Annotated in this window: 19 protein-coding genes; 17 read left to right on the top strand and 2 right to left on the bottom strand. The window is 40.0% G+C overall.

Going from position 1 to position 22,065, the window contains the following annotated elements:
* Position 1 precedes the first annotated feature (1 nt).
* The 7 genes from M3610_RS20435 to M3610_RS20405 all read left to right on the top strand — a co-directional run bounded on the left by M3610_RS20435 (position 2) and on the right by M3610_RS20405 (position 8,643).
* Positions 2-1,603: a glycoside hydrolase family 43 protein gene (locus M3610_RS20435; protein ID WP_251461959.1), complete on the top strand. Its 1,602-nt coding sequence runs from the start codon at positions 2-4 to the stop codon at positions 1,601-1,603.
* A gap of 29 nt (positions 1,604-1,632) precedes the next feature.
* The gene (locus M3610_RS20430; RefSeq protein ID WP_251461956.1) at positions 1,633-3,114 is read left to right on the top strand and encodes a glycoside hydrolase family 5 protein; all 1,482 of its coding nucleotides are present in this window, start codon (positions 1,633-1,635) and stop codon (positions 3,112-3,114) included.
* A gap of 775 nt (positions 3,115-3,889) precedes the next feature.
* Positions 3,890-5,221: a xylose isomerase gene (gene xylA, locus M3610_RS20425; protein ID WP_098576050.1), complete on the top strand. Its 1,332-nt coding sequence runs from the start codon at positions 3,890-3,892 to the stop codon at positions 5,219-5,221.
* 71 nt (positions 5,222-5,292) lie between these two features.
* Positions 5,293-5,478 carry a hypothetical protein gene (locus M3610_RS20420; protein ID WP_251461953.1) on the top strand — a complete coding sequence of 62 codons (186 nt, stop codon included), beginning with the start codon at positions 5,293-5,295 and terminating at the stop codon, positions 5,476-5,478.
* Between the two features lie 16 nt (positions 5,479-5,494).
* Positions 5,495-6,994, top strand: a complete 1,500-nt coding sequence (gene xylB, locus M3610_RS20415) for a xylulokinase (RefSeq protein WP_098576049.1) — start codon at positions 5,495-5,497, stop codon at positions 6,992-6,994.
* Between the two features lie 48 nt (positions 6,995-7,042).
* Positions 7,043-8,026, top strand: a complete 984-nt coding sequence (locus M3610_RS20410) for an aldo/keto reductase (RefSeq protein WP_098576048.1) — start codon at positions 7,043-7,045, stop codon at positions 8,024-8,026.
* Positions 8,027-8,040: 14 nt separating this feature from the next.
* Positions 8,041-8,643 (top strand): polysaccharide deacetylase family protein, encoded by a 603-nt coding sequence (locus M3610_RS20405; RefSeq protein WP_251461950.1) that lies wholly within the window; start codon positions 8,041-8,043, stop codon positions 8,641-8,643.
* 64 nt (positions 8,644-8,707) lie between these two features.
* On the opposite strand, the gene M3610_RS20400 is transcribed toward M3610_RS20405, so the two are convergent.
* Complete coding sequence (locus M3610_RS20400) at positions 8,708-9,322, bottom strand: YesL family protein (RefSeq protein WP_251461947.1); 615 nt, start codon at positions 9,320-9,322, stop codon at positions 8,708-8,710.
* A gap of 173 nt (positions 9,323-9,495) precedes the next feature.
* On the opposite strand from M3610_RS20400, the gene M3610_RS20395 reads away from it, so the two are divergent.
* The 6 genes from M3610_RS20395 to M3610_RS20370 all read left to right on the top strand — a co-directional run bounded on the left by M3610_RS20395 (position 9,496) and on the right by M3610_RS20370 (position 15,529).
* A complete protein-coding gene (locus M3610_RS20395) occupies positions 9,496-11,274 on the top strand; it encodes a sensor histidine kinase (RefSeq protein WP_251461944.1) in 1,779 nt (592 codons plus the stop codon).
* On the top strand, positions 11,240-12,031 hold the full coding sequence (locus M3610_RS20390) for a response regulator transcription factor (RefSeq protein WP_396953662.1): 792 nt from the start codon (positions 11,240-11,242) through the stop codon (positions 12,029-12,031). The genes M3610_RS20395 and M3610_RS20390 overlap by 35 nt, the downstream gene beginning before the upstream one ends.
* A gap of 136 nt (positions 12,032-12,167) precedes the next feature.
* Complete coding sequence (locus M3610_RS20385) at positions 12,168-13,457, top strand: extracellular solute-binding protein (RefSeq protein ID WP_251462035.1); 1,290 nt, start codon at positions 12,168-12,170, stop codon at positions 13,455-13,457.
* 78 nt (positions 13,458-13,535) lie between these two features.
* Positions 13,536-13,727, top strand: coding sequence for a hypothetical protein (locus M3610_RS20380; protein WP_251461941.1), 192 nt, complete (start codon positions 13,536-13,538; stop codon positions 13,725-13,727).
* A 15-nt stretch (positions 13,728-13,742) separates the two neighbouring features.
* The gene (locus M3610_RS20375) at positions 13,743-14,618 is read left to right on the top strand and encodes a carbohydrate ABC transporter permease (protein WP_251461939.1); all 876 of its coding nucleotides are present in this window, start codon (positions 13,743-13,745) and stop codon (positions 14,616-14,618) included.
* A gap of 17 nt (positions 14,619-14,635) precedes the next feature.
* Complete coding sequence (locus M3610_RS20370; protein WP_251461936.1) at positions 14,636-15,529, top strand: carbohydrate ABC transporter permease; 894 nt, start codon at positions 14,636-14,638, stop codon at positions 15,527-15,529.
* Between the two features lie 473 nt (positions 15,530-16,002).
* Here the strand turns inward: M3610_RS20370 and M3610_RS20365 are convergent, their stop codons facing one another.
* Positions 16,003-16,896, bottom strand: coding sequence for a LysR family transcriptional regulator (locus M3610_RS20365; protein ID WP_098576042.1), 894 nt, complete (start codon positions 16,894-16,896; stop codon positions 16,003-16,005).
* Positions 16,897-17,027: 131 nt separating this feature from the next.
* Here M3610_RS20365 and M3610_RS20360 point away from each other — a divergent pair, with 131 nt between their 5' ends.
* From M3610_RS20360 to M3610_RS20345, 4 genes are all read left to right on the top strand, one after another.
* A complete protein-coding gene (locus M3610_RS20360; RefSeq protein WP_251461933.1) occupies positions 17,028-18,074 on the top strand; it encodes a YeiH family protein in 1,047 nt (348 codons plus the stop codon).
* A 411-nt stretch (positions 18,075-18,485) separates the two neighbouring features.
* Complete coding sequence (locus tag M3610_RS20355; protein WP_251461930.1) at positions 18,486-19,271, top strand: sulfite exporter TauE/SafE family protein; 786 nt, start codon at positions 18,486-18,488, stop codon at positions 19,269-19,271.
* Positions 19,272-19,305: 34 nt separating this feature from the next.
* Positions 19,306-20,514 carry an NAD(P)/FAD-dependent oxidoreductase gene (locus M3610_RS20350; RefSeq protein WP_251461928.1) on the top strand — a complete coding sequence of 403 codons (1,209 nt, stop codon included), beginning with the start codon at positions 19,306-19,308 and terminating at the stop codon, positions 20,512-20,514.
* A gap of 57 nt (positions 20,515-20,571) precedes the next feature.
* Entirely contained in the window at positions 20,572-22,002 is a 1,431-nt protein-coding gene (locus M3610_RS20345; RefSeq protein WP_251461924.1) for an MBL fold metallo-hydrolase, read from the top strand.
* Positions 22,003-22,065: the final 63 nt, after the last annotated feature.

Genomic DNA, 22,065 nt, shown 5'->3' with positions numbered 1-22,065 from the left:
AATGAAAATCCAAAATCCTGTATTAAAAGGTTTTAATCCAGACCCTAGCATTTGCAGGGTCGGGGATGATTATTATATCGCGGTATCTACCTTTGAATGGTTCCCTGGGGTACAAATCCATCATTCTAAGGATCTAGTAAACTGGCATCTTGTATCACGTCCATTAAACCGGGTTTCCCTTATTGATATGAAAGGGAACCCCAATTCCGGCGGAGTGTGGGCACCATGCTTAACCTATGCTGATGACAAATTCTGGTTGATTTATTCCGATGTGAAACAACATTCGGGTGCGTGGAAGGACACTCATAATTACTTGACTACTTGTGAAACGATCGATGGCGATTGGAGCGACCCGATCTATTTGAATAGTTCAGGTTTCGATCCTTCCTTATTCCATGATGTGGATGGGAGAAAATACATCATCAATATGCTTTGGGACCAAAGAACGTATAAACACTCTTTTGGGGGAATTGTCTTACAAGAATATTCTCATCAGGAAGGTCGTTTAATTGGAAAGCCGAAAGTGATTTTTGAAGGAACCGACATTAGACTGACTGAAGGACCGCATTTATATCATATCAATGGTTATTACTATCTGCTGACAGCAGAGGGTGGAACGAGATATGCTCATGCAGCAACACTAGCAAGATCAAAAAATATTGAAGGACCTTATGAGTTGCACCCAGATCATCCATTCCTTACTTCCTGGCATGATCCTAGAAATCCTTTGCAAAGATGCGGACATGCCTCTATTGTTCAAACACATACAGATGAATGGTATTTAGCGCATCTCACTGGCAGACCGCTGCCTAAAGATGATAAACCGGTACTTGATTATCGAGGTTTTTGTCCACTGGGGAGAGAGACGGCCATTCAAAAACTTGAATGGCGAGACGGCTGGCCATACGTTGTGGGAGGAAAACAAGGCTCTGTTGAAGTAGAAGCACCAAAGATGGAAGAAGTTAAATGGGAAAGAGATTATGACGAAGTTGATCACTTTGACAGCCCAACATTGAATCATCATTATCAGTCCTTAAGGATTCCATTAACAGATGATATTATGTCCTTAACTGACAGACTGGGGAATTTACGCCTTTATGGAAAAGAGTCATTAACGTCATGCTTTACGCAAGCCCTGGTTGCCCGTCGCTGGCAGTCCTTCCATTTTGAAGCTGGTACAGCGGTTTCCTTCCAGCCAAATACATTCCAACAGGCTGCAGGCTTGGTTTGCTATTATAATACAGAAAATTGGACATCTGTTCAAATTACCTGGAATGAAGAAAAGGGCCGGATCATTGATATCATGAATTGTGATAATTTTGCTTTCACACAACCGCTTCAAGGGTCAGAAATTCAAGTTCCAGAATCGGTTGAGTATGTTCATTTAAAAGTTAAAGTCAAAAAACATACCTTTCAATTCGCTTATTCTTTTGATAACCAAACTTGGACGGATATACCTGTCACCTTTGAATCTTATAAACTATCGGACGAATATGTCCGGCTTAATGGATTTACGGGAGCATTTGTTGGTATGCATTGTCAAGATACAAGCGGAACAAGTCAACCTGCTGATTTTGACTATTTTTCATATAAAGAAATTTAGTACATTGCATTGAAGGGAAGGGAATAGTTATGGACTTGCTTCAAGTAAAAAATGAAAAAATTACTGATTCTACTGGTAATACCATTCAACTAAGAGGCACATGTATTGGCGGATGGATGAATATGGAAGACTTTATTAATGGCTATACCGGGACGGAGCACGCTCTTCGTCATACTGTTGCAGAAGTGATTGGTAAAGAAAAAGCTGAATTTTTATTTGACCGGATGCTGCATTACTTTTTCGGTGAAGATGATATTCAGTTTATTAAAAGCTGGGGAGCAACTACCATACGCATTCCTTTAAATTATCGTCATTTTGAGGATGATGAGGCACCCTTTACTTACAAGGAATCAGGATTTAAACGCCTAGACAAGATCATTGATTTATGCGAAAAGTATGGGCTTTACGTTATACTTGACCTTCATGCTGTGCAGGGCTTCCAAAATACTCACTGGCATTCCGATAATGATGTACGTCATAGTTTTTTCTGGCATGATAAAACGTATCAAGACAGATTTGTCTCTTTATGGGAAGAGTTTGCTCGACGTTACAAAGGAAGAGGAGTTATTGCTGGGTATAATGTTATGAATGAACCATGTGTGAATACACCTCATGGCGATTTCCCACATACATTCTTTGGCAATTATCAACCGGACTGGGACAGGATGAATCGTATTTATCGACGCGTCGTTGAAGCAATTCGCGCAATCGACCCAGACCACATTATTTTCCTAGAGGGGGATAACTATTCAAAGCTGTTTGCTGGTTTAGAGGCTCCCTTTGCAAAAAATCTTGTATACAGCAGCCATAACTATACGGCAGCCGGTTTCGGGCCAGGGGCTTATCCAGGAGTAGCTGACGCGAAGACAGCCCGTGTAGAAAGTGGAAAGTATTGGGATAAGGCTGTCCAAGAGGAAGTATTTTATGATCATCAAGGTACAAAGTTTGCACAAAAATATCATGTGCCTTTATGGGTAGGGGAATTCGGTTCCGTTTATAATGGACCAGAAAATGAAATTAGGGATCGTCTGGGTGCGATGGATGACCAACTTAGTATCTTTGAAGAATTTGGAGCACATTGGACCACTTGGACGTATAAAGATGTCGGTGTAATGGGATTAGTGACACTTGATCCAGAATCGGAATACATGCAGAAGCTTTCTTCCATTTTTAAAATGAAACATGCATTAAATACGGACGATTGGATGATTTGGCTGCCAGGCTTTAAGGCAAGACAATCTGTTGAGGAATTAGCTAACCATTTGGAAGAGGTGGTCAATCCGGAAATGTCTCACGCGTATAATCTTTCCAGTCTTTCTCAAGTCATTCTGACTGTCTATGCCGGCGCACTAATCCAGCCAGAGTACGCAAAGATTTTTAAAGAACTTTCTGAGGAAGAAATTGACCTGATCATGCAATCGTTCTCCTTTAAAAACTGTAAAGTTAACGAAGGCTTGCTCGAGGTATTGAAAAAACACACATATGAAAAAGTTGAGGTAGAAAATAATTAGCAGTAAATGAAGAGTGTCCCCATTTCCCGAGTGAAGGGAAAAATAGGGCTAAGCAGTAAATGAAAAGCGTCCCCATTTCCCGAGTGAAGGGAAATGGGGATTAAGCGGTAAATGAAGAGTGTCTCTATTTCCCGAGTGAAGGAAAAAGAGGGCTAAGCGGTAAATGAAGAGTGTCTCCATTTCCCAAGTGAATGGAAATGAGGATTAAGCGGTAAATGAAGAGTGTCCCCATTTCCCGAGTGAAGGAAAAAAGGGGCTAAGCGGTAAATGAAAAGTGTCTCCATTTCCCGAGTGAAGGAAAAAAGGAGTTAAGTGGTAAATGAAGAGTGTCTCCATTTCCCAAGTGAAGGAAAAAAGGGGCTAAGCGGTAAATGAAAAGTGTCTCCATTTCCCGAGTGAAGGGAAAAATAGGGCTAAGCAGTAAATGAAAAGCGTCCCCATTTCCCAAGTGAAGGGAAATGGGGATTAAGCGGTAAATGAAGAGTGTCCAGTCTAGCAAAATTAGGAGATTTCTTCTTCGCATCAACTAAAAAATAGAGCATTTGATAACCTTGAAAAAACATCTGAAAATGCGATCAGATTAATGTATATAGTGTATAAATAAATGGGGATGAAAAAAAAGGAATTATGGCAGATGAAGCCCATGTAAAAAATACTTTCTTAAACTTAGTTTATCTAATAGACAAACTAAGTTTATGGTGCTATAATCTGATTAGAAAGTGAAAGCATTTGCAAAGTTATTCTGAACCCATAAAACTCTAGGAGGAATAATCTCATGGCTTATTTCGAAACAATTAATAAAATTCAATTTGAAGGTGCAGCATCTAAAAATCCATTAGCATTTAAGTATTATAATCCAGAAGAAAAAATAAATGGCAAGACAATGGAAGAAATTCTTCGTTTCTCTGTAGCATATTGGCACACATTTACTGCAGATGGTACCGATCCATTTGGTGTAGGTACAGCAATCCGTTCGTGGGATCACCTGAAAGGATTAGATTTAGCGAAAGCACGTGTGGAAGCTGCATTTGAACTTTTTGAAAAATTAAATGTTCCTTTCTTTGCTTTCCATGACGTTGATATTGCTCCTGAAGGAAGCACGTTGCAAGAAACAAACGAGAACCAAGATGTAATCGTTGCAATGATAAAAGAATACATGAAAACCAGCAAGACAAAATTATTGTGGAACACGGCAAACATGTTTACTAACCCTAGATATGTTCATGGTGCGGCTACTGCTCCGAATGCAGATGTGTTTGCTTACTCTGCAGCGAAAGTGAAAAAAGCGTTAGAAGTAGCAAAAGAGCTTGGAGCAGAAAACTATGTATTCTGGGGCGGCCGTGAAGGGTACGAAACACTTCTCAATACAGACATGAAGCTGGAACAAGATAACTTAGCACGCTTCTTTCATATGGCAGTAGATTATTCGAAAGAAATTGGTTTAAACGTTCCATTCCTAATTGAGCCAAAACCAAAAGAGCCTACTAAACATCAATATGATTTCGATGTGGCTACTGGTCTAGCATTCTTGCAAAAATATGATTTAACAGACTACTTCAAGTTTAATATCGAAGCGAACCACGCTACTTTAGCTGGTCACACGTTCGAACATGAATTAAGAACAGCTCGTATTAACGGAATGCTTGGTTCTGTCGATGCCAACCAAGGGGATACACTGCTTGGATGGGATACAGATGAATTTCCAACTGACTTATATACAAATACATTAGCTATGTACGAAATTTTGAAGAATGGCGGCTTAGGAAAAGGCGGCTTAAACTTCGATGCAAAAGTAAGAAGAGGTTCATTCGAAGCAGAAGACCTATTCCACGCACACATTGCAGGTATGGACGCATTTGCGATTGGCCTAAAAGTTGCTAACAAGTTAATCGAAGATAAAGTTCTTGATAGCTTTATTGAAGAGCGTTACAGCAGCTATACAAATGGAATTGGCTTAGACATCGTAGAAGGAAAAACAAACTTCCGTGAACTTGAAGCATATGCTCTTCAATTAACAGAAATTAAAAACATCTCAGGCAGAACAGAGCGCCTAAAAGCTTTAATTAATCAATATCTACTAGAAACACTTTCAAGTGTAACTGTTTAATAACTACTTAATATAATCATCAAAAATGTGCTGGCAGTCTATTACTCCAGCACATTTTTATAGGATAGGCTGTGTTAAAGGTTCGCGTTGATTTTAACACTCTGTTGATTGGAGAGGAAGGCGCGAAGACTCCTGCGGGAGTACGGGGCAGGGGAGACCCCGCAGGCGCTGAAAGCGCCGAGGAGGCTCCCCGCAACGCCCGCGGAAAGCAAAGCGCCTGGAACGGAAATCAACAGACCAGTTTAACACAGCTATAAGGAAAGGATGATCCGGATGAAATACGTAATTGGTGTTGATCTTGGAACGAGTGCCGTAAAGATATTACTTGTCAATCAACATGGTGAAGTTTGCAAAGAAGTGTCTAAATCATATCCTCTTATTATTGAAAAATCAGGCTATAGCGAACAAGACCCGGAAGAATGGGTAGACAAAACCTCGGCAGGATTAGCAGAGCTTATTGAACAATTCGATGGAGACATAAACGATATCGAGGGCATCTCTTTCTCTGGGCAGATGCATGGCCTTGTTTTATTAGATGAAAACAACCAAGTACTAAGAAATGCCATTCTATGGAATGACACAAGGACGAGTAAACAATGCCAGGAGATTTACGAAGTTGTTGGCAGTCAGCGTTTATTAGAAGTAACGAAAAACCCTGCGCTTGAGGGCTTTACTTTACCTAAGATCCTCTGGGTAAAAGAAAACGAACCTGAAGTATTTGAACGGGCCAGCGTATTCTTGCTTCCAAAGGATTATTTGCGTTACCGAATGACTGGAAATATCCATATGGAGTACTCTGATGCCGCAGGGACTTTATTGTTAAATGTAGCCAATCGTAATTGGAGCAATGAATTAATTGAAACGTTCGGTTTAACCGCTGATTTCTGCCCTCCACTGGTAGAATCACATGCATTTGTGGGTAGGGTTAAAGCTGAATTTGCCCAAGAAACGGGATTGTCTGATGCGGTAAAAGTTTTCGCAGGTGGAGCGGACAATGCCTGCGGTGCAATTGGTTCAGGGATTTTGGCGGAAGGTAAAACCTTATGCAGTATCGGTACTTCTGGCGTTGTTCTTTCCTATGAAGAACGAAATGACCTCGATTTTGAGGGGAAGGTTCATTATTTTAATCACGGTGAAGAAAATGCTTACTATACGATGGGAGTAACGCTTGCAGCCGGCTATAGTTTAAGCTGGTTTAAAGATACGTTTGCTAAGGAAGAGGCATTTGAACAGTTATTAGCAGGTGTGGAAGAAGTACCGGCAGGAAGCAATGGTTTATTATTTACTCCTTATCTTGTAGGGGAAAGAACACCGCATGCGGATTCAACCATTCGAGGCAGTTTTATAGGTGTCGATGCTTCCCATGAGCGTAAGCACTTTGCCCGTGCAGTGCTTGAAGGTATTACCTTCTCCTTACATGAATCGATTGAGATTTTTAGAAGCAGCGGTAAGACGATTGATTCTATTATTTCTATTGGCGGCGGAGCGAAAAATGACACATGGCTGCAAATGCAGGCAGATATTTTTAACGCAAAAATTGAAAAGCTTACAAGCGAGCAAGGTCCTGGAATGGGGGCAGCGATGTTAGCTGCTTACGGCTGCGGCTGGTATCCTTCCCTAAAAGAATGTGCGCAAGAATTTATTCAAACTTCAAAAACCTATACTCCGATTCAGGAAAATGTGGAAGCATATAAAAAGCTTTTTACCATTTATCAACATGTTTATCCACAAACAAAGGAATTGAATGAGCAATTAAGAGAGTTTAGAAAGTAACGGAGAGCTGGCCTGGGTCAGCTCTCTTTATAAAGGAGTGATTAAAAATTGAATTATCGTGAATTAGGTAATACAGGAATCATGATTAGTGAGGTTAGTTTTGGCACATGGGCAATCGGTGGTGCTTGGGGGAAAACAAATGACACAGAAGCACTGAAATCTTTGGAATATGCCATTGACCAGGGGGTTAATTTTTTTGATACGGCCGATGTATATGGGGACGGTCATAGTGAAGAGTTACTGGCCAAAGCCACAAAAGGCAGGGAAGACCAGATTTATGTCGCAACAAAGTTCTGCCGTCAGGGTGATATTCATGATCCAAAAAATTATAGCTATGAAAAAGTTAGTGCCTATTGTGAAGATAGCCTTCGCCGTTTGAATAGAGAGGCGATTGATTTGTATCAAATTCACTGCCCGGCAACGGAGATTTTAAAAGATGGCAGTGTTTTTGAAGTACTGGATCGGCTAAAGCAGGAAGGAAAAATCCGTCAATATGGAGTTAGTGTGGAAACCGTTGAAGAAGGGTTAATTTGTTTGGAATATCCAAATGTTAAGAGCCTGCAAATCATCTTTAATATGTTCCGCCAAAAGCCATTAGAGAAATTAATCCCGGAGGCTTATCAAAAAGGGGCAGGACTTCTTGTTAGATTACCGCTTGCCAGCGGTCTGCTTACTGGTAAGTTTACGGCCGAGCATGTTTTTGAAGCTGATGACCACCGCCATTTTAATGAAAATGGGGAGGCTTTTAATGTAGGAGAAACCTTTGCAGGCCTTGGATTCCGAAAGGGAGTAGAATTAGCTGATCAGTTAAGGTGGATTGGCGAAGGCAGGAAATCGATGGCAAGTGCGGCACTGCGCTGGATTTTAGACCAAAAAGAAATTACTTGTATTATTCCTGGGTTTAAAAATGTGAAACAGGTCGAGGACAATCTCTCAGCACTTGAGACAAAACCTTTTTCAGAAGATGAAATGCAAGAGATTGAACGTTTCTATCAGGAAAAAGTAAAGGGTCATATTAGAGGTCCGTATTAAGGGGTGCTCACATTATGATTAACGAAGTTCATACATCTCGTAAGGCAGTGGCGATTACGTTTGATGATGGGCCCAATCCCATCTACACACCTCAAGTATTAGAGATATTTTCGGAGGCAGCTGGGAAAGCTACCTTCTTTATGATTGGTGATCAAATGAAGAAAAATCCTGAGGTGGTAAAACAAGTGGCTGCCCTAGGACATGAAATCGGAAATCATACGTTTACCCACCCGAAATTATCTCTGTTAAGCACTGCTGAATGTTTAGAGGAAATCGAACAAAATGAGGTATTAATAAAGGAGCTGACCGGACGAAAGCCAGTTGTCTTCCGGCCTCCTTACCTCGATTATAATCAGGACACAGTTTCATTACTCATGCAGAAGGGATATCCGATGATTGGTGCAATAAATTTAGAGGCACAGGACTGGGAACAGCCCGGTGTGATGCATATCCTGGAAAAATCAAGAGAAGGGATCGAAAATGGCAGTATTTTCATTTTTCATGATGGCTATGGGGACCGTTCAGAAACGATAGAAGCAGTTCGAATGCTAGTTACCGAGTTGACATTACAAGGCTATCAACTTGTAACAGTGAGTGAACTATTAAAATGGGCATAAAAAGAGGAAGCACATTAAGAGTTTGTGCTTCCTCTTGCTACTTCAGTTTCTAATCGTATGAGTGTTAAGCTGCGGCCTGCCCTTTTTTCTTTTCGATTTTTTGAAAGGCTAGATAACAGGATGCCATGATGATTCCCGCCGTAATGCTCCCGCCAAAGATAAACCATAGTGCGGGTATAAACCTCATGACGAAGATTGCAGCGATAAATCCAATAATCATTATCATGTTAGGAACCGGATTCACTATCATGATGAAGAAAGCGTTTTTAAACATCTGGCTAAATTTCACTTCATAGTGAACGTAAACGGGGAATATATACAATACCGTCATAATCATCGCGAAAATAATTAAGTATAAAGGAATTTGAATGCTTATACCGATTTTGATATAGTTCAAATCAATATAAATAATACTGGCTAATATAGTGAGAGCCAATCCTAATCCATTACTTCTAAGAAACTCTTTTTTATAGGTGCTCCAAAAGGTTTGAAACACTGGGATATCACTTTCACCCATGATCCATTTCCGAATAACCGTAAACATCGCAGTGGTTGCAGGGCTAATTCCAAACAACCCGAGTCCAAGGAGAGAGCAGCCAATCCATAATAGATTCACATAGGCGAATTTAGTGATCCACTCGGTAAGGGTATAAAGTCCACTCATAGATAGCTTATTCATAAAAAGTCCCCTTCTGATGATGCTTAGTTTTATACAATTATAGACCATTGAAGCTATATTGAACATGACCAACTTTTAAAAAAATTGACATATCTTTGATTTTTAAACTAATTTAACAGAATTTTACAATTTTTCTATATAGCAGGTAAAAACTATCCTAGAAGGGCGATTATATGTTCTCAAGATTACAAAAATGGAACACATTACGAAATCAAATACTCGTCGTATTTTTAGTCGTTATGGTAATTGTTTTATTGATTGTCGGACTGTTAACTTTTAATAAAGTGTCCACGTTGCTTAAAAATAATGCCGAAAAACAAATTCAACAGACAGTAGTAGAGGCAAATGGAAGATTAGAATCTTTGTATAAACAAATTAACATGGCTTCGAAGCTAGTCATGACGAATGATACGATTCAACGGACCTTAACTAAGGCATATGGAGGGAACCCTATTTCTTTTGCCGAACGCCAGCAATTAAAAGGAATTGTGAATACCATTCAAGCTAATACAGAGGGGATTTTTTCCTTTGAACTTTATACCAATATGATGAACAGTTTAGTTCCAATAGATGATACGAATCTAGTCACTAGGATTGACGGGAAGTGGATCCAGCAGGCTGATAGCGCGCATGGACGACTGGTTTGGATTGGTGATGATCCGCGTAACTCAGATAACATCCTTGCCTTAAGACGCGTGAATTTAATGGGTCGCGGCTATGCAAATGGCGGATATCTGCTCATTAGTATTTATCGAAATTATCTACAGTTTGTCGACCTAGATGAAACCAAAATTGAGAACCAGTATTCGATATTATTAGATCAAAATTCAATGGTGATCCTATCAAATTACAATAGTCCTCTCGAGCCGATTATAAAGAATGCAGCTCCAACTCTTTCTTTAAACAACCAGGAGTATATGATGACAAAACAAACGTCTAATGATACCGGGTGGACAATGGTCATCTTAACCCCTGTTAAGGCACTTACAAAAGGAATTAATGTATTACGCTCGGTAATTATTATATCTGGGATTATTGGCTTCATTATCTTTTTAATTAGTTCACTCTTCCTATCGACGTTTATTACAAGGCCGATTATTAAATTAACAAAAACGATGCAGCAGGCAAGCGCAGGCTTATTAACAATGAACCCCAGTGTAAACACAGTCAATGAAATCAGTGAATTAAATAGTACTTATAATCAACTGGTGAAAGAAACCAATCATCTGATTAAAATGGTATATCAAAAGGAAATTACCCGAAACCGCAGTGAATTAAAAGCATTGCAAGCACAAATTAATCCCCATTTTTTGTTTAATACATTGGATGCCCTTAAGTGGACGCTAGAGGATAAAGATGAGGAAGAACTAGCAGAGTTTGTCGTTGCCATGTCCAATTTATTCCGTTATACGATCACCAAGCAAAACGATGGAGATTGGGTTTCTATAAAGGACGAAATCCAACATATTGAAAACTATATGGAGATTATGAAGATGCGTTTCGGCGACCACTTAAAATGGAAGTTAAACATGCCTCTTGAAGCAGGGCATGTGAAAATTCCAAAGCTGTTAATCCAGCCATTAGTCGAAAATGCGGTTCTCCATGGAGCAGGAAATACAATGCAGCCATGTACGATATCGGTTACAATCCAGCCCTGGGCGGATCATGAGTACCTGCAAATACTTGTAGAGGATGACGGTCCAGGAATCCATCCGGAAAAATTAGATTCGATAAAACAGGCCATTCAATCAGGCGGGATCATCTCTAAAAGCGGCAGCGGAATGGCAATTTCCAATGTACACAAGCGTTTAGAATTATACTATCCTGATCGTCTAAGAAGTGGACTTACTATTATGAGTGAAGTGAACATTGGAACAACAGTTTCATTTGTCATACCGGTAAAGGGGGAGGAAAGCCATGTTGAAGACAAAGACAATTTTAATCGTAGATGATGAACCAAGAACACGCCATGGGCTCAAGAAAACATTGGATACTTGGGCAAATGGGCAATATCAAATAAAGATAGCTTCGAATGGAGAAGAAGCGATTGAACTGATGAAGCAACAACAAAAAGTGCATATCCTCATCACAGACATCCATATGCCAGAAATAACGGGTTTACAATTATTAAAAATCGCCAAAGAACAAAATATATCCCCGGTCATCATTGTGATTTCGGCATATTCTGAGTTTGAGTATGCCCAGGAAGCCCTTCGTTTAGGTGTTATTAACTATTTACTAAAACCCATTAGTAAAAAAGCGTTAATAGAGGCCGTAGAGGAAGCGGTTCAAACGGTGGAGAAAAAGGAACGGGCGGGATTGATTGAGAAAGTGGTGGATACGAAACTCGTTGATGCAAATGCCCAAATTCCTTCTAATCGTGAACCTGTCAGGGAAGCGATAGATTATATCAACAACCATTTAAAAAATGAGCTATCCCAAAAGGAAGTAGCCGATCATGTACATTTAAATCCAAGTTATTTAAGTGTCCTATTTAAAGAGCATGTCAAATTAACCTTCAGTGAATATGTAACCCGGCGAAGAATCCAGCGAGCAAAGGAACTATTGGTATCTACTAATCTTCCCATTAACGATATTGCAGAAGAATCCGGGTATAAAACGGCAAAATATTTTATTAAGATCTTTAAAGAACTAGAGGGAATGACACCAAGTGCATACCGAAAGGATAATAATGAAAAGGCTTTCTAAAAATAGTAGTATTTTTCCTAATCGTTGTGACCTATTTTTCAGAACTGTCTGAATGTAGACTATAAGTGTAAGGAATATCTAGAAAAGGTCATAGGGGGGAATCACATTGTTAAAAAAGAAAACGGTTGCAATATTTATGTCTGTAATCATGCTTGTCTCTTTAGTGCTTGCGGGTTGCTCTTCCTCAAGTTCATCCAAGGAAAGCAGTTCAGATGACAAAAAAGTTATTAAATTCATGCATTTATGGCCGGAAGGCAGCTCGAATGCTCAATTCTCCATAGTAAAAGACATCATTAGTGAATATGAAAAAGATCATAATGTAAAAATTGAAACAGAAATTTTAAATCCTGATCAATACAGAGAAAAGCTTAAGGTGTTAGCTTCATCTAATGAGCTTCCTGATATTGGGATGACTTGGTCAGATGGGTTCATTAAGCCTTATGTAGAAGGTAATATGTTAGCACCGCTAGATGATATCGTAAGCGGAGATGCAGATCTTAAAGATGCATTTATCCCAGGTGTTAAAGAATCATATGCAGTGGACGGAAAAACATATGGTCTTCCACTAGAATTAAATATTTCCTACGTGTTCTACAACAAAGAAATTTTCAAAAAATATAATCTCGAAGTTCCAAAGACTTTCTCCGAGTATAAACATGTTGTGAAAACTTTAGCAGAAAATGGTGTGATTCCTGCGACGGTTGGTGCAAAAGACGGCTGGCCAGCATCTTTCTGGTTTATGTATCTAGCTGACCGGATTGGCGGATCTACCATTCTAACAGATGTAATAAAAGGGAAAGCAAAAATGGATGATCCGGCTATCGTAAAAGCAGCTGAAGAGGTACAAAACCTAGTTGATATGGGTGGTTTTGTTAAAGGCGCAAGCGCATTATCAAATGACGATGCTAAAGGATATTTCATGAACGAACAAGCAGCGATGTTCTTAACAGCTACATGGGAGTTGCCGAACTACACAACAAGCCCAGATGTTAAGCAAGAATTTAAAGATAAGATTGGCTATTTCAAGTTCCCAACTTATGAAGGCGGAAAAGGGACAAGCATCAACAGCTATGTAGGCGGCCCTGGAGTTGGTCTATTCGTAGCTAAAGATTCTAAAGTTCAAAAGGAAGCAAAAGATTTTGTGGGCTATCTTGTGAAGAGATGGGGAGAAAAATCAGTTACCGATGCTGGTGTGATTCCTGCAACGAAAGTAGACACATCTAAGCTGGACCTTGCACCAATGTACATTGATATCTTGAAAGATTTAAGTGAAGCATCAAACGTAACAACTTATTTTGATACTCAATCAAGCCCGGCTGTAGCAGAATTACACCACGACTTAATGACAGCACTATTCGGAAAACAAGTGACACCGAAGGAATTTGTTAAACAGCATGCGGATGAACTTGCTAAAGAGAAAAAGTAAAAATTGGCCTAATAAATCCAAATGAAGGGGGCATACAGGTTATGCCCTCTATCATTTTAACTTCTTTTCAAAATGGCTGTGTTAAAGATTAATGTTAATATTTGCACTCTGTTGATTGGAGTGGAAGGCACGAAGACTCCTGCGGGAGTACGGGGCAGGGGAGACCCCGCAGGCGCCAAAAGCGCCGAGGAGGCTCCCCGGCACGCCCGCGGAAAGCGAAGTGCCTGGAACGGAAATCAACAGACAAGTTTAACACAGCCTCTCAAATAAGAAAGGAGTATTCAGATGAGAAGTGTAATGTCAAATAAATGGGTAATCAGCCTGTATGTACTTCCTGCCTTAATTCTTATTCTCTTATTAATCTATATCCCAATTGTCTTAACTGGATATTATGGTTTGATGGACTGGAACGGCATCGGAAAGATGAAGTTTATTGGTTTAGAAAATTACATTGAATTAACAAAGGACACAAAGTTTTGGCAAAGTGCATGGCATTCCCTGTTACTCGGTCTTTTTTCAACTTTAAGCTTGGTGGGTTATTTAATTTTATCCTTGATTTTAGCAAGTAAAATCAAAGGTGCTAACTTTTTAAGAAAAATCTACTTAATCCCGATGTTATTATCTTCAGTAGCAATCGGACAGCTTTGGGCGAAGATTTTTGACCCAACGAACGGTATGCTTAACAGATTGCTAGTGTTGGTTGGCGTTGAAAATCCTCCGCTTTGGCTAGCGGATTCTAAAATAGTATTATTTGCGCTATTCCTTCCAATCGTTTGGCAATTTGCAGGTTTTTACATCATTATTTTCTATGCAGCATTAAAAAATGTTCCCGAAGAACTGATCGAAGCGGCAAAAATAGATGGGGCAACTCCGATTCAAATTGCTTATAAAATTAAGGTTCCTCTTATTGCAGGTGTCATAAAAGTCATGGTGATCCTAGCCATTGTCGGTTCGTTAAAATACTTTGACTTGATTTTCGTCTTAACCGGAGGCGGTCCTAACGGAGCGAGTGAGGTAATGGCATCTTACATGTATACAGAAGCATTTAGTAAATATAACTTCGGTTACGGAAGCGCAATTGGATTCGGATTATTAATCATCTGTCTTGTGGTTACATGGATAATTCAAAAATTACTTAATACAAAAGATGTTGACTATTAAAAAGGGGAGTGAAAAGGATGAGTAAGGTTGCAGTTGAAATACAAAAAACGACCCTATCAGCTTCTTATAGAACCAGTAAATCATTCGGAAACAAAATAGGATACGGAATCTTGTACTTTGCCCTGGCAGTCATTGCGATTATTCAGGTGTATCCGCTGGTATGGCTATTCCTGTTTTCCTTAAAGACCAATCAAGAAGTTTTTGGAATGTCACCGTTTGCGCTGCCACATGCTCCGCAATGGGGCAACTATGCAAAGGCTTGGACAGCGGGTCACATCGATGTTTATTTCTTTAACAGTGTGTTGTACACGGTGGCCGCGGTTGTACTTACGGTGATTCTTGCGAGCTTTGTAACGTTCGCGATCACAAGAATGGAATGGAAATTAAGTGGATTAGTTCTAGGTTTGTTTATGGCCGGATATATGATTCCACTTCATTCAACCTTAATTCCATTATTTAATTTCTTTAAAACGGCCAATATGATTGATAATCCAATGTCCGTGATCCTATCGTATGTAGCCTTTAACTTGCCGATTACGATTATGATTCTATCAGGATTTTACAGGACAATCCCAAGAGAGATAGAAGAGGCAGCGGTTGTGGACGGCTGTTCGATCCACCGAATCTTCTTCCAAATTACACTTCCAATGACAGTACCTGTTCTCTCTACTACTGTCATTATCAACATGATTTACAACTGGAATGAATTCGTATTTGTTAACACATTCCTAAGCTCTGATAAATGGAAAACCATCACTGTTGGGGTAAACAACTTCGTAGGGCAATATTTGACTGACTGGGGTGCGATTGGTGCAACGCTAATGATCAGTATTATCCCAGTATTGATTGCGTACTTTATTTTAAGTGACCGTATTGTAGAGGGGATTGCTGCAGGGTCTGTAAAAGGGTAATAGTTGGAACAAAGGGGAAGGGTTCGTTTTGAGGCGCTTTTCTTAAATACGTGCTGAAATAACAGTTGTATTGGTATATAAAAAGTAAAACTCGCCATATTAATTAATTGGCGAGTTTCTTTATTTAAGAATACCAAAACCTTATTTAAATAAAACCTCACCTTAATGCATGAAAACAACTCACTTCATATTAAATGAGATGTCTTGTCTCTCGAGTAACAAGCAAAAAAGTAAAATAAGCGAAGATTTTCCGGTTAAGTGCAGTATGGAGCTCGTTTTCGGGGTAAATAAGCGGAGGTTTTCCGGTTATGCAAAGCAGAATCTCCCATTTGCGAACTTTTCAGGCCAATAGGCGGAATCTCTCCGACTATTTAAGCGTTTTTTAATAGTTTTTATTAATTAAGCGGAATCTTTCCGTCTATTTCATAGATCGGGTACAAACCTGATAATGAACCTAAACTGCAACCACTTCATCAATCAGGTATGGCCTTATTACTGTCTCTTACTAGTTCTAAAAATACGCTTAACGCTTTAGTCTGGAATGGGGATCGTAAGACAATTGAAAATTTCCGTTTAATTGGAAGTTGTTTTACGTTTATGACATGTAAGGAGCCCATTGAACATTCCTTACGAATCGCCCAGTAAGAAAGTAGACTAACACCAAGACCTGCTTCTACAGATTCCTTAATTAGTTGTGTACTTCCAAACTCCAATGATTTTTTCGGAATGACTTCAGATAATCTGAACATTTTCTCAGTCACTTCTCTAGTTCCAGAACCATTTTCCCTGACAATCCACGTTTCTTCCTCTAATTCTGATATGTTAATTTCACCATTTTTTTGTGCCAAGCAATGTTTTGGCGATGCCACCAGATACATGGAATCTTCTGCAAAAGGTTCGATTACTAAATTTTTATCTTTGAAATCCCCTTCGACAATTCCCACATCTAATTGGTGCTCCAAAACTAATTTTGCTATCTCTTTTGTATTCCCGATCGTAATGGTTGGAGTGATTAATGGATATTTCCTGTGCATTTTTGCAATAACATGCGGCAAAACGTATTCCCCATATGTATAACTGGCACCAATTGAAAGCGGTCCACTCGACTTGTTGGTTAGATCATCTATTAAGTAATGCATTTTTGTGTAGAGACCTAATATCTCTTTTGCATGATGATAGACAATTTCCCCAGCTTTATTTAAGCGTACAAATTTATTACTGCGCTCTAACAATTTTGTCCCCATGGTACGCTCAAAAGATTGAATATATTGGCTTACTGCAGGTTGAGTCATATGTAATTCTTCTGCTGCACGTGAAAAGTTTTCCATCTCAACTACCGTTACGAAGACTTGTAACTGTTGATCCATTTTTATCCCCCCTTTTTCCGTTTATTTTTTATTATATAGTTTTACTTATGATAAGTATCATAAATAATTATTTTTCTTATGCATGGAAAAGGTTTAGTCTGAGATTGTAAATAAATATAGGTGGTGATGGTATGGAAGCGCAATACACTAGAGTAAATAAAGAGCCTATCCAGCCCCTAAAGAAAACCACGTCTTTTGGCCAATGGATCGGTGGAATTGGCTTTACCTTTATGATTGCCTTACTGGGCTACTTATTGGCAAAAACGCCTGGATTTGATCATGTTGGTCAACTAGCATCCGCGATTGTGATCGCAGTCTTGTATCGGCAATTTTTTGGTTACCCTGAACTCCTCCGTTCAGGTATAGGATTTTCTTCAAAAAGATTATTACGGTTTGCGATTATTTTGTATGGACTTAAGCTCAATATAGTTATGGTTTTACAGGATGGTTTAGGATTACTTGTTCGAGATACTGGGGTTATTATCTTTGCTATCTTGGTAACATTAGGGCTAGCTCGAATGTTGAAAGCAGATAAAAATATATCACTTCTACTTGGAGTAGGTACAGGGGTGTGTGGTGCGGCAGCCATAGCTGCGATAGCACCAATTATTAAATCAAAAGATGAAGATACCGCAATGGGTGTTGGTATCATAGCTTTAGTTGGGACGATTTTTGCGATTTCTTATACGATATTACGGCCCTTTCTAGCGTTGTCAGACATAGATTATGGCATTTGGTCAGGAATTAGCTTACATGAAATTGCTCACGTAGCCTTAGCTGCAGCACCAGGGGGACAAGATGCACTAGCTATTGGTTTACTTGCAAAATTAGGTCGAGTGTTTTTACTTGTTCCACTGTGCTTTCTTTTGATGTACATCATGAAAAGGAAAAGCTCTAGGGATGAATGTTCTGAAACGAAGGTTGAATTTCCATGGTTTTTAATAGGGTTCATTATCATGAGCATTATTGGAAGTTATGTTCTTGGTACAACTATTCCAGTATCAAGTGAATTTATGAATGGTATTTCCAAGCTTACTACCTGGTATTTAACAGCAGCAATGGTCGGACTTGGATTAAATGTAAGTCTTCGGGATCTTCGTACGAAAGCATTAAAACCGTTAATCGCGATGGGGATTACATCGATCTGTCTTTCCATTCTAGCTTACTTTATTGTATAGGGGAATTTAGGTTCGGTTAGCTTTAATATTGATAATGTAAAAAGCTTGAGGACAAAAATTTTTCTCAAGCTTTTTTTATTTCTAGTTAATTAGCTTGATCGGTAAATGGTGCTATCCCTATCAGAGGTAACACAATAACATGTTCATGTATTTCAGTTATTCGAAATCTAAAAAGGTTTATCACAGATGCAAAACTGGTTCCTAGTCCTAGGAAGAGGCTGAGCTTGATGGTAAAGGATTTTTTAAAATGAATGATTCAAAATTGAGAATTTTCAAAGATTGGGGTGCGCAAATCAAGCGGTTTTACAGAAGAAATCAGTTGGCATGGTTCTTGCAATATAAATGATAAGTAAATAGAGAAGGGAGGGAGGAGATGAATCACCAGCTGCTCTGTGAGAGTCTCAGAAAAGAATGACAACAATTCAAGTATTCCTTTCCATTTTTTCTGGAACGATTGTTGGTTTCGTACTTGGTTTGCTCGGTGGAGGAGGATCTATTCTTGCAGTTCCTCTTTTGCTTTACGTTGTCGGTATGAAAGATCCTCATGTGGTCATTGGCACGACAGCATTAGCTGTAGCGATAAATGCCTACGTAAACCTTATTCCACACTCACGTGCCGGTAATGTGCAGTGGAAGGCAGCAATTGTTTTCGCCATCCCTGGTGCCTTGAGTGCATATACAGGATCAATGATTGGAAAGTTGGTACCTGGGAAACAGTTGTTGTTTCTTTTTGCCATTCTGATGATTGTTATGGCTGTAAAAATGGTTTTGCCAAAAAAAGAGGAGAGTAGTCAAGCAGACAATGTTAAAAATCAAATCAAAATGCCACAGTTGATCATTATGGCGATCTTGGTGGGATTGTTATCCGGATTTTTCGGGATTGGCGGAGGATTTTTGATTGTTCCTGGGTTGATTTTTGCGGCCAAAATGCCAATGATCGCGGCAATTGGAACTTCTTTGGTATCAGTCGGTACATTCGGACTTGCAACCGCAGTGAATTACAGTTTTTCCGGCCTCATAAACTGGTGGGTGATGTTGGCGTTTGTTGGAGGCGGAGTTGGCGGTGGATTGGTGGGAGCAAGGCTTGCGGCACGCTTAAGTAAGCAGCGGCGCACACTCCATTATATATTTTCCGGTGTCGTTATGTTCGTCGCCATTTACATGCTGATTATTAATGCGGAAGCCTTAGATTTGTGAGCTGCTTTACTAAAATGGAGATGAGGAAATAAAAATGCCAAAGGTGAAGAATGAGACACATTACAAAATTTTGATTATAGGTGGAGGGAGTGCTGGAATTACGGTTGCAGCCCGTCTCCTGCGTGAATCACGCAGCCTAAGTGGAAATATTGCCATCGTTGAACCCGCAGCAAAACATTATTATCAGCCATTATGGACGCTTGCCGGAGCTGGCGAAGCGGATAAAACGGTGACACAAAGGGAAGAAGCCTCCGTTATTCCGAGTGGAGCCGTGTGGGTGCAAGAGGCGGTTACAGAATTTCAACCAAATGAAAATACGGTTGTAACAGCATCTGGAAAGAAACTGCACTATGAGTATCTAGTTGTTGCTGCAGGGATTCAAATTGATTGGCATAAAATCAAGGGGTTAAAAGAAAGTATGGGAAAGAATGGGGTATGTAGTAATTACTCTTATGACTATGTTGATAGCACGTGGGAAACGATTCGCAACTTCAAAGGAGGTACTTCCATCTTTACGAATCCGAATACTCCGGTGAAGTGTGGTGGAGCCCCTCAAAAAATCATGTATTTGGCGGATGATTATTTCAGAAAGTCAGGAGTGCGGCCACACTCTTCAGTTATTTTTGCTTCAGGAAGCCCAAGCATATTCAATGTAAAAAAATATGAACAGGCACTTAACAAAATAATAGAACGAAAAGAAATCGAGACATGGTTTATGCACAATCTCATTGAAATCGATGGTGAAAAAAAGCAGGCGACATTCGAAAATTTGAACACACAAGAACGTGTAAATATCCAATATGACATGATTCATGTGGTACCACCAATGAGCGCCCCTGACTTTATTAAGAATAGCCCGCTTGCGGCAAGTAATGGCTGGCTGAATGTAGACAAATATACGCTGAAGCATCCATGCTTTGACAATGTTTTTGGCATTGGGGACTGCACCAACCTGCCTACGTCGAAAACGGGGGCTGCGATTCGTAAACAAGCACCCGTTCTTGTGAAAAATTTACTTGATCAGATGGGGGCCAAACCATTGGTTCATCAATATGACGGTTATACATCATGCCCGCTTGTTACTGGATATGGACGGCTTATACTGGCTGAATTCAATTATGATTTACAGCCGCAAGAAACCTTCCCAATCAATCAGGCACGCGAGAGGTACAGCATGTATGTATTGAAGAAAAACTTCCTTCCCGTTATGTATTGGAAGGGAATGCTCAAAGGTAGGATGTAATCATGTTTCTGATGGTCATTACAAAACAAAAGCAAGCGCTTAAAAGGAGGATGACTGATGTTACTCAAATACTTTTATGATGAGAAACTGGCTCAAGCTTCATACCTGGTCGGATGTCAGGAGACCGGAGAAGCGATCATTGTTGATCCATCACGCAATATAGAGCCTTACATAGAAACAGCAAGAGAACATGGTGTTCGGATTGTGGGGGCAACGGAAACACATATCCACGCGGATTTTTTGTCTGGTTCGCAGGAGCTAGCTTCCAGACTGGGAGCCACATTGTATTTTTCTGATGAAGGAGGACCGGACTGGAAATATAAGTACGCAACTGGGTATGAACACTTTTATCTTAGAAATGGAGATGTTTTTGCCATTGGAAATATCCAATTTGAGGTGATGCATACACCAGGACACACACCTGAACATATTTCGCTGCTTGTAACAGATGGCGGTGCATCTATCAAAGGCCCAATCGGCATATTTACCGGAGATTTTGTGTTTGTTGGTGACGTGGGGCGTCCCGATTTATTAGAAAAAGCCGTGGGGGTACGAGGTTCCTCAGAAAAAATGGCAAGTATGATGTATCGGTCACTAAAGCAGTTTAAAAAGCTTCCTGACTATCTGCAAGTATGGCCAGGACATGGAGCAGGCAGTGCCTGTGGGAAAGCGTTAGGAGCAGTACCTTCTTCAACCATCGGCTATGAAAAACGGACAAATTGGGCATTGCAATATGAGAACGAGAATCGTTTTATAGAAGCGCTGTTGGCTGGACAGCCGGAGGCACCTCCTTATTTTTCAATGATGAAGCGGTTGAATAAAGAGGGGGCACAGCAAATTCAAAGGACGGCAGTACCGCTTCGTATGGAGGCTTCGGTCGATATTGTGCAGGAATGGGTGCAGCAAGGGATGGTCGTTGATACGCGTCCAGCCGGTGATTTTGCCGCAAAACATATACGAAGCGTGTTGAATATTCCGTATAATAAATCATTTGTAACTTGGGCGGGATGGTTACTGAATTATGATCAGCCAATCTATCTTCTAGCAACCAATACAGATGTGGCAGATATCGTGAAGGATCTCCAGTCCATTGGATTGGATGGTATCGTTGCCACAATGGATCCGTGTGTGATGGAGCTGCTAGGTGAATCTGATACGCGTGGAATGAAATATGAAGAAGTGACATGGGATCAGGTTGAGGGAGCAATTCAAACGGAAGGCATATATGTACTTGATGTCCGAAGTAAAGCTGAGTGGGAAGACGGTCATATTCCGCAGGCGAAGCACGTGATGCTCGGTCATCTGCAGGAGCAGGCACACACCATTCCACATGATAAACCCATTTTAGTTTATTGCAAAACTGGCGGTAGATCTGCTATCGCTGCCAGCCTTCTGCAAACTCATGGTTTTAAAGACGTACAAAGTCTTGTGGGTGGTTATGAGGAATGGAGAAAACAGGAAAAGCTGCGAACCACTAGAGATGTTTAATTGAAATCTTTGAATGTTATCATCTATGCGAAATATTTACCATGTTTGCAAACTTTCCATGCC

Source organism: Neobacillus sp. MER 74, from assembly GCF_023714155.1.
Note: the sequence above shows the minus strand (reverse complement) of the source record. Positions and strands in the feature narration are given on the sequence as shown.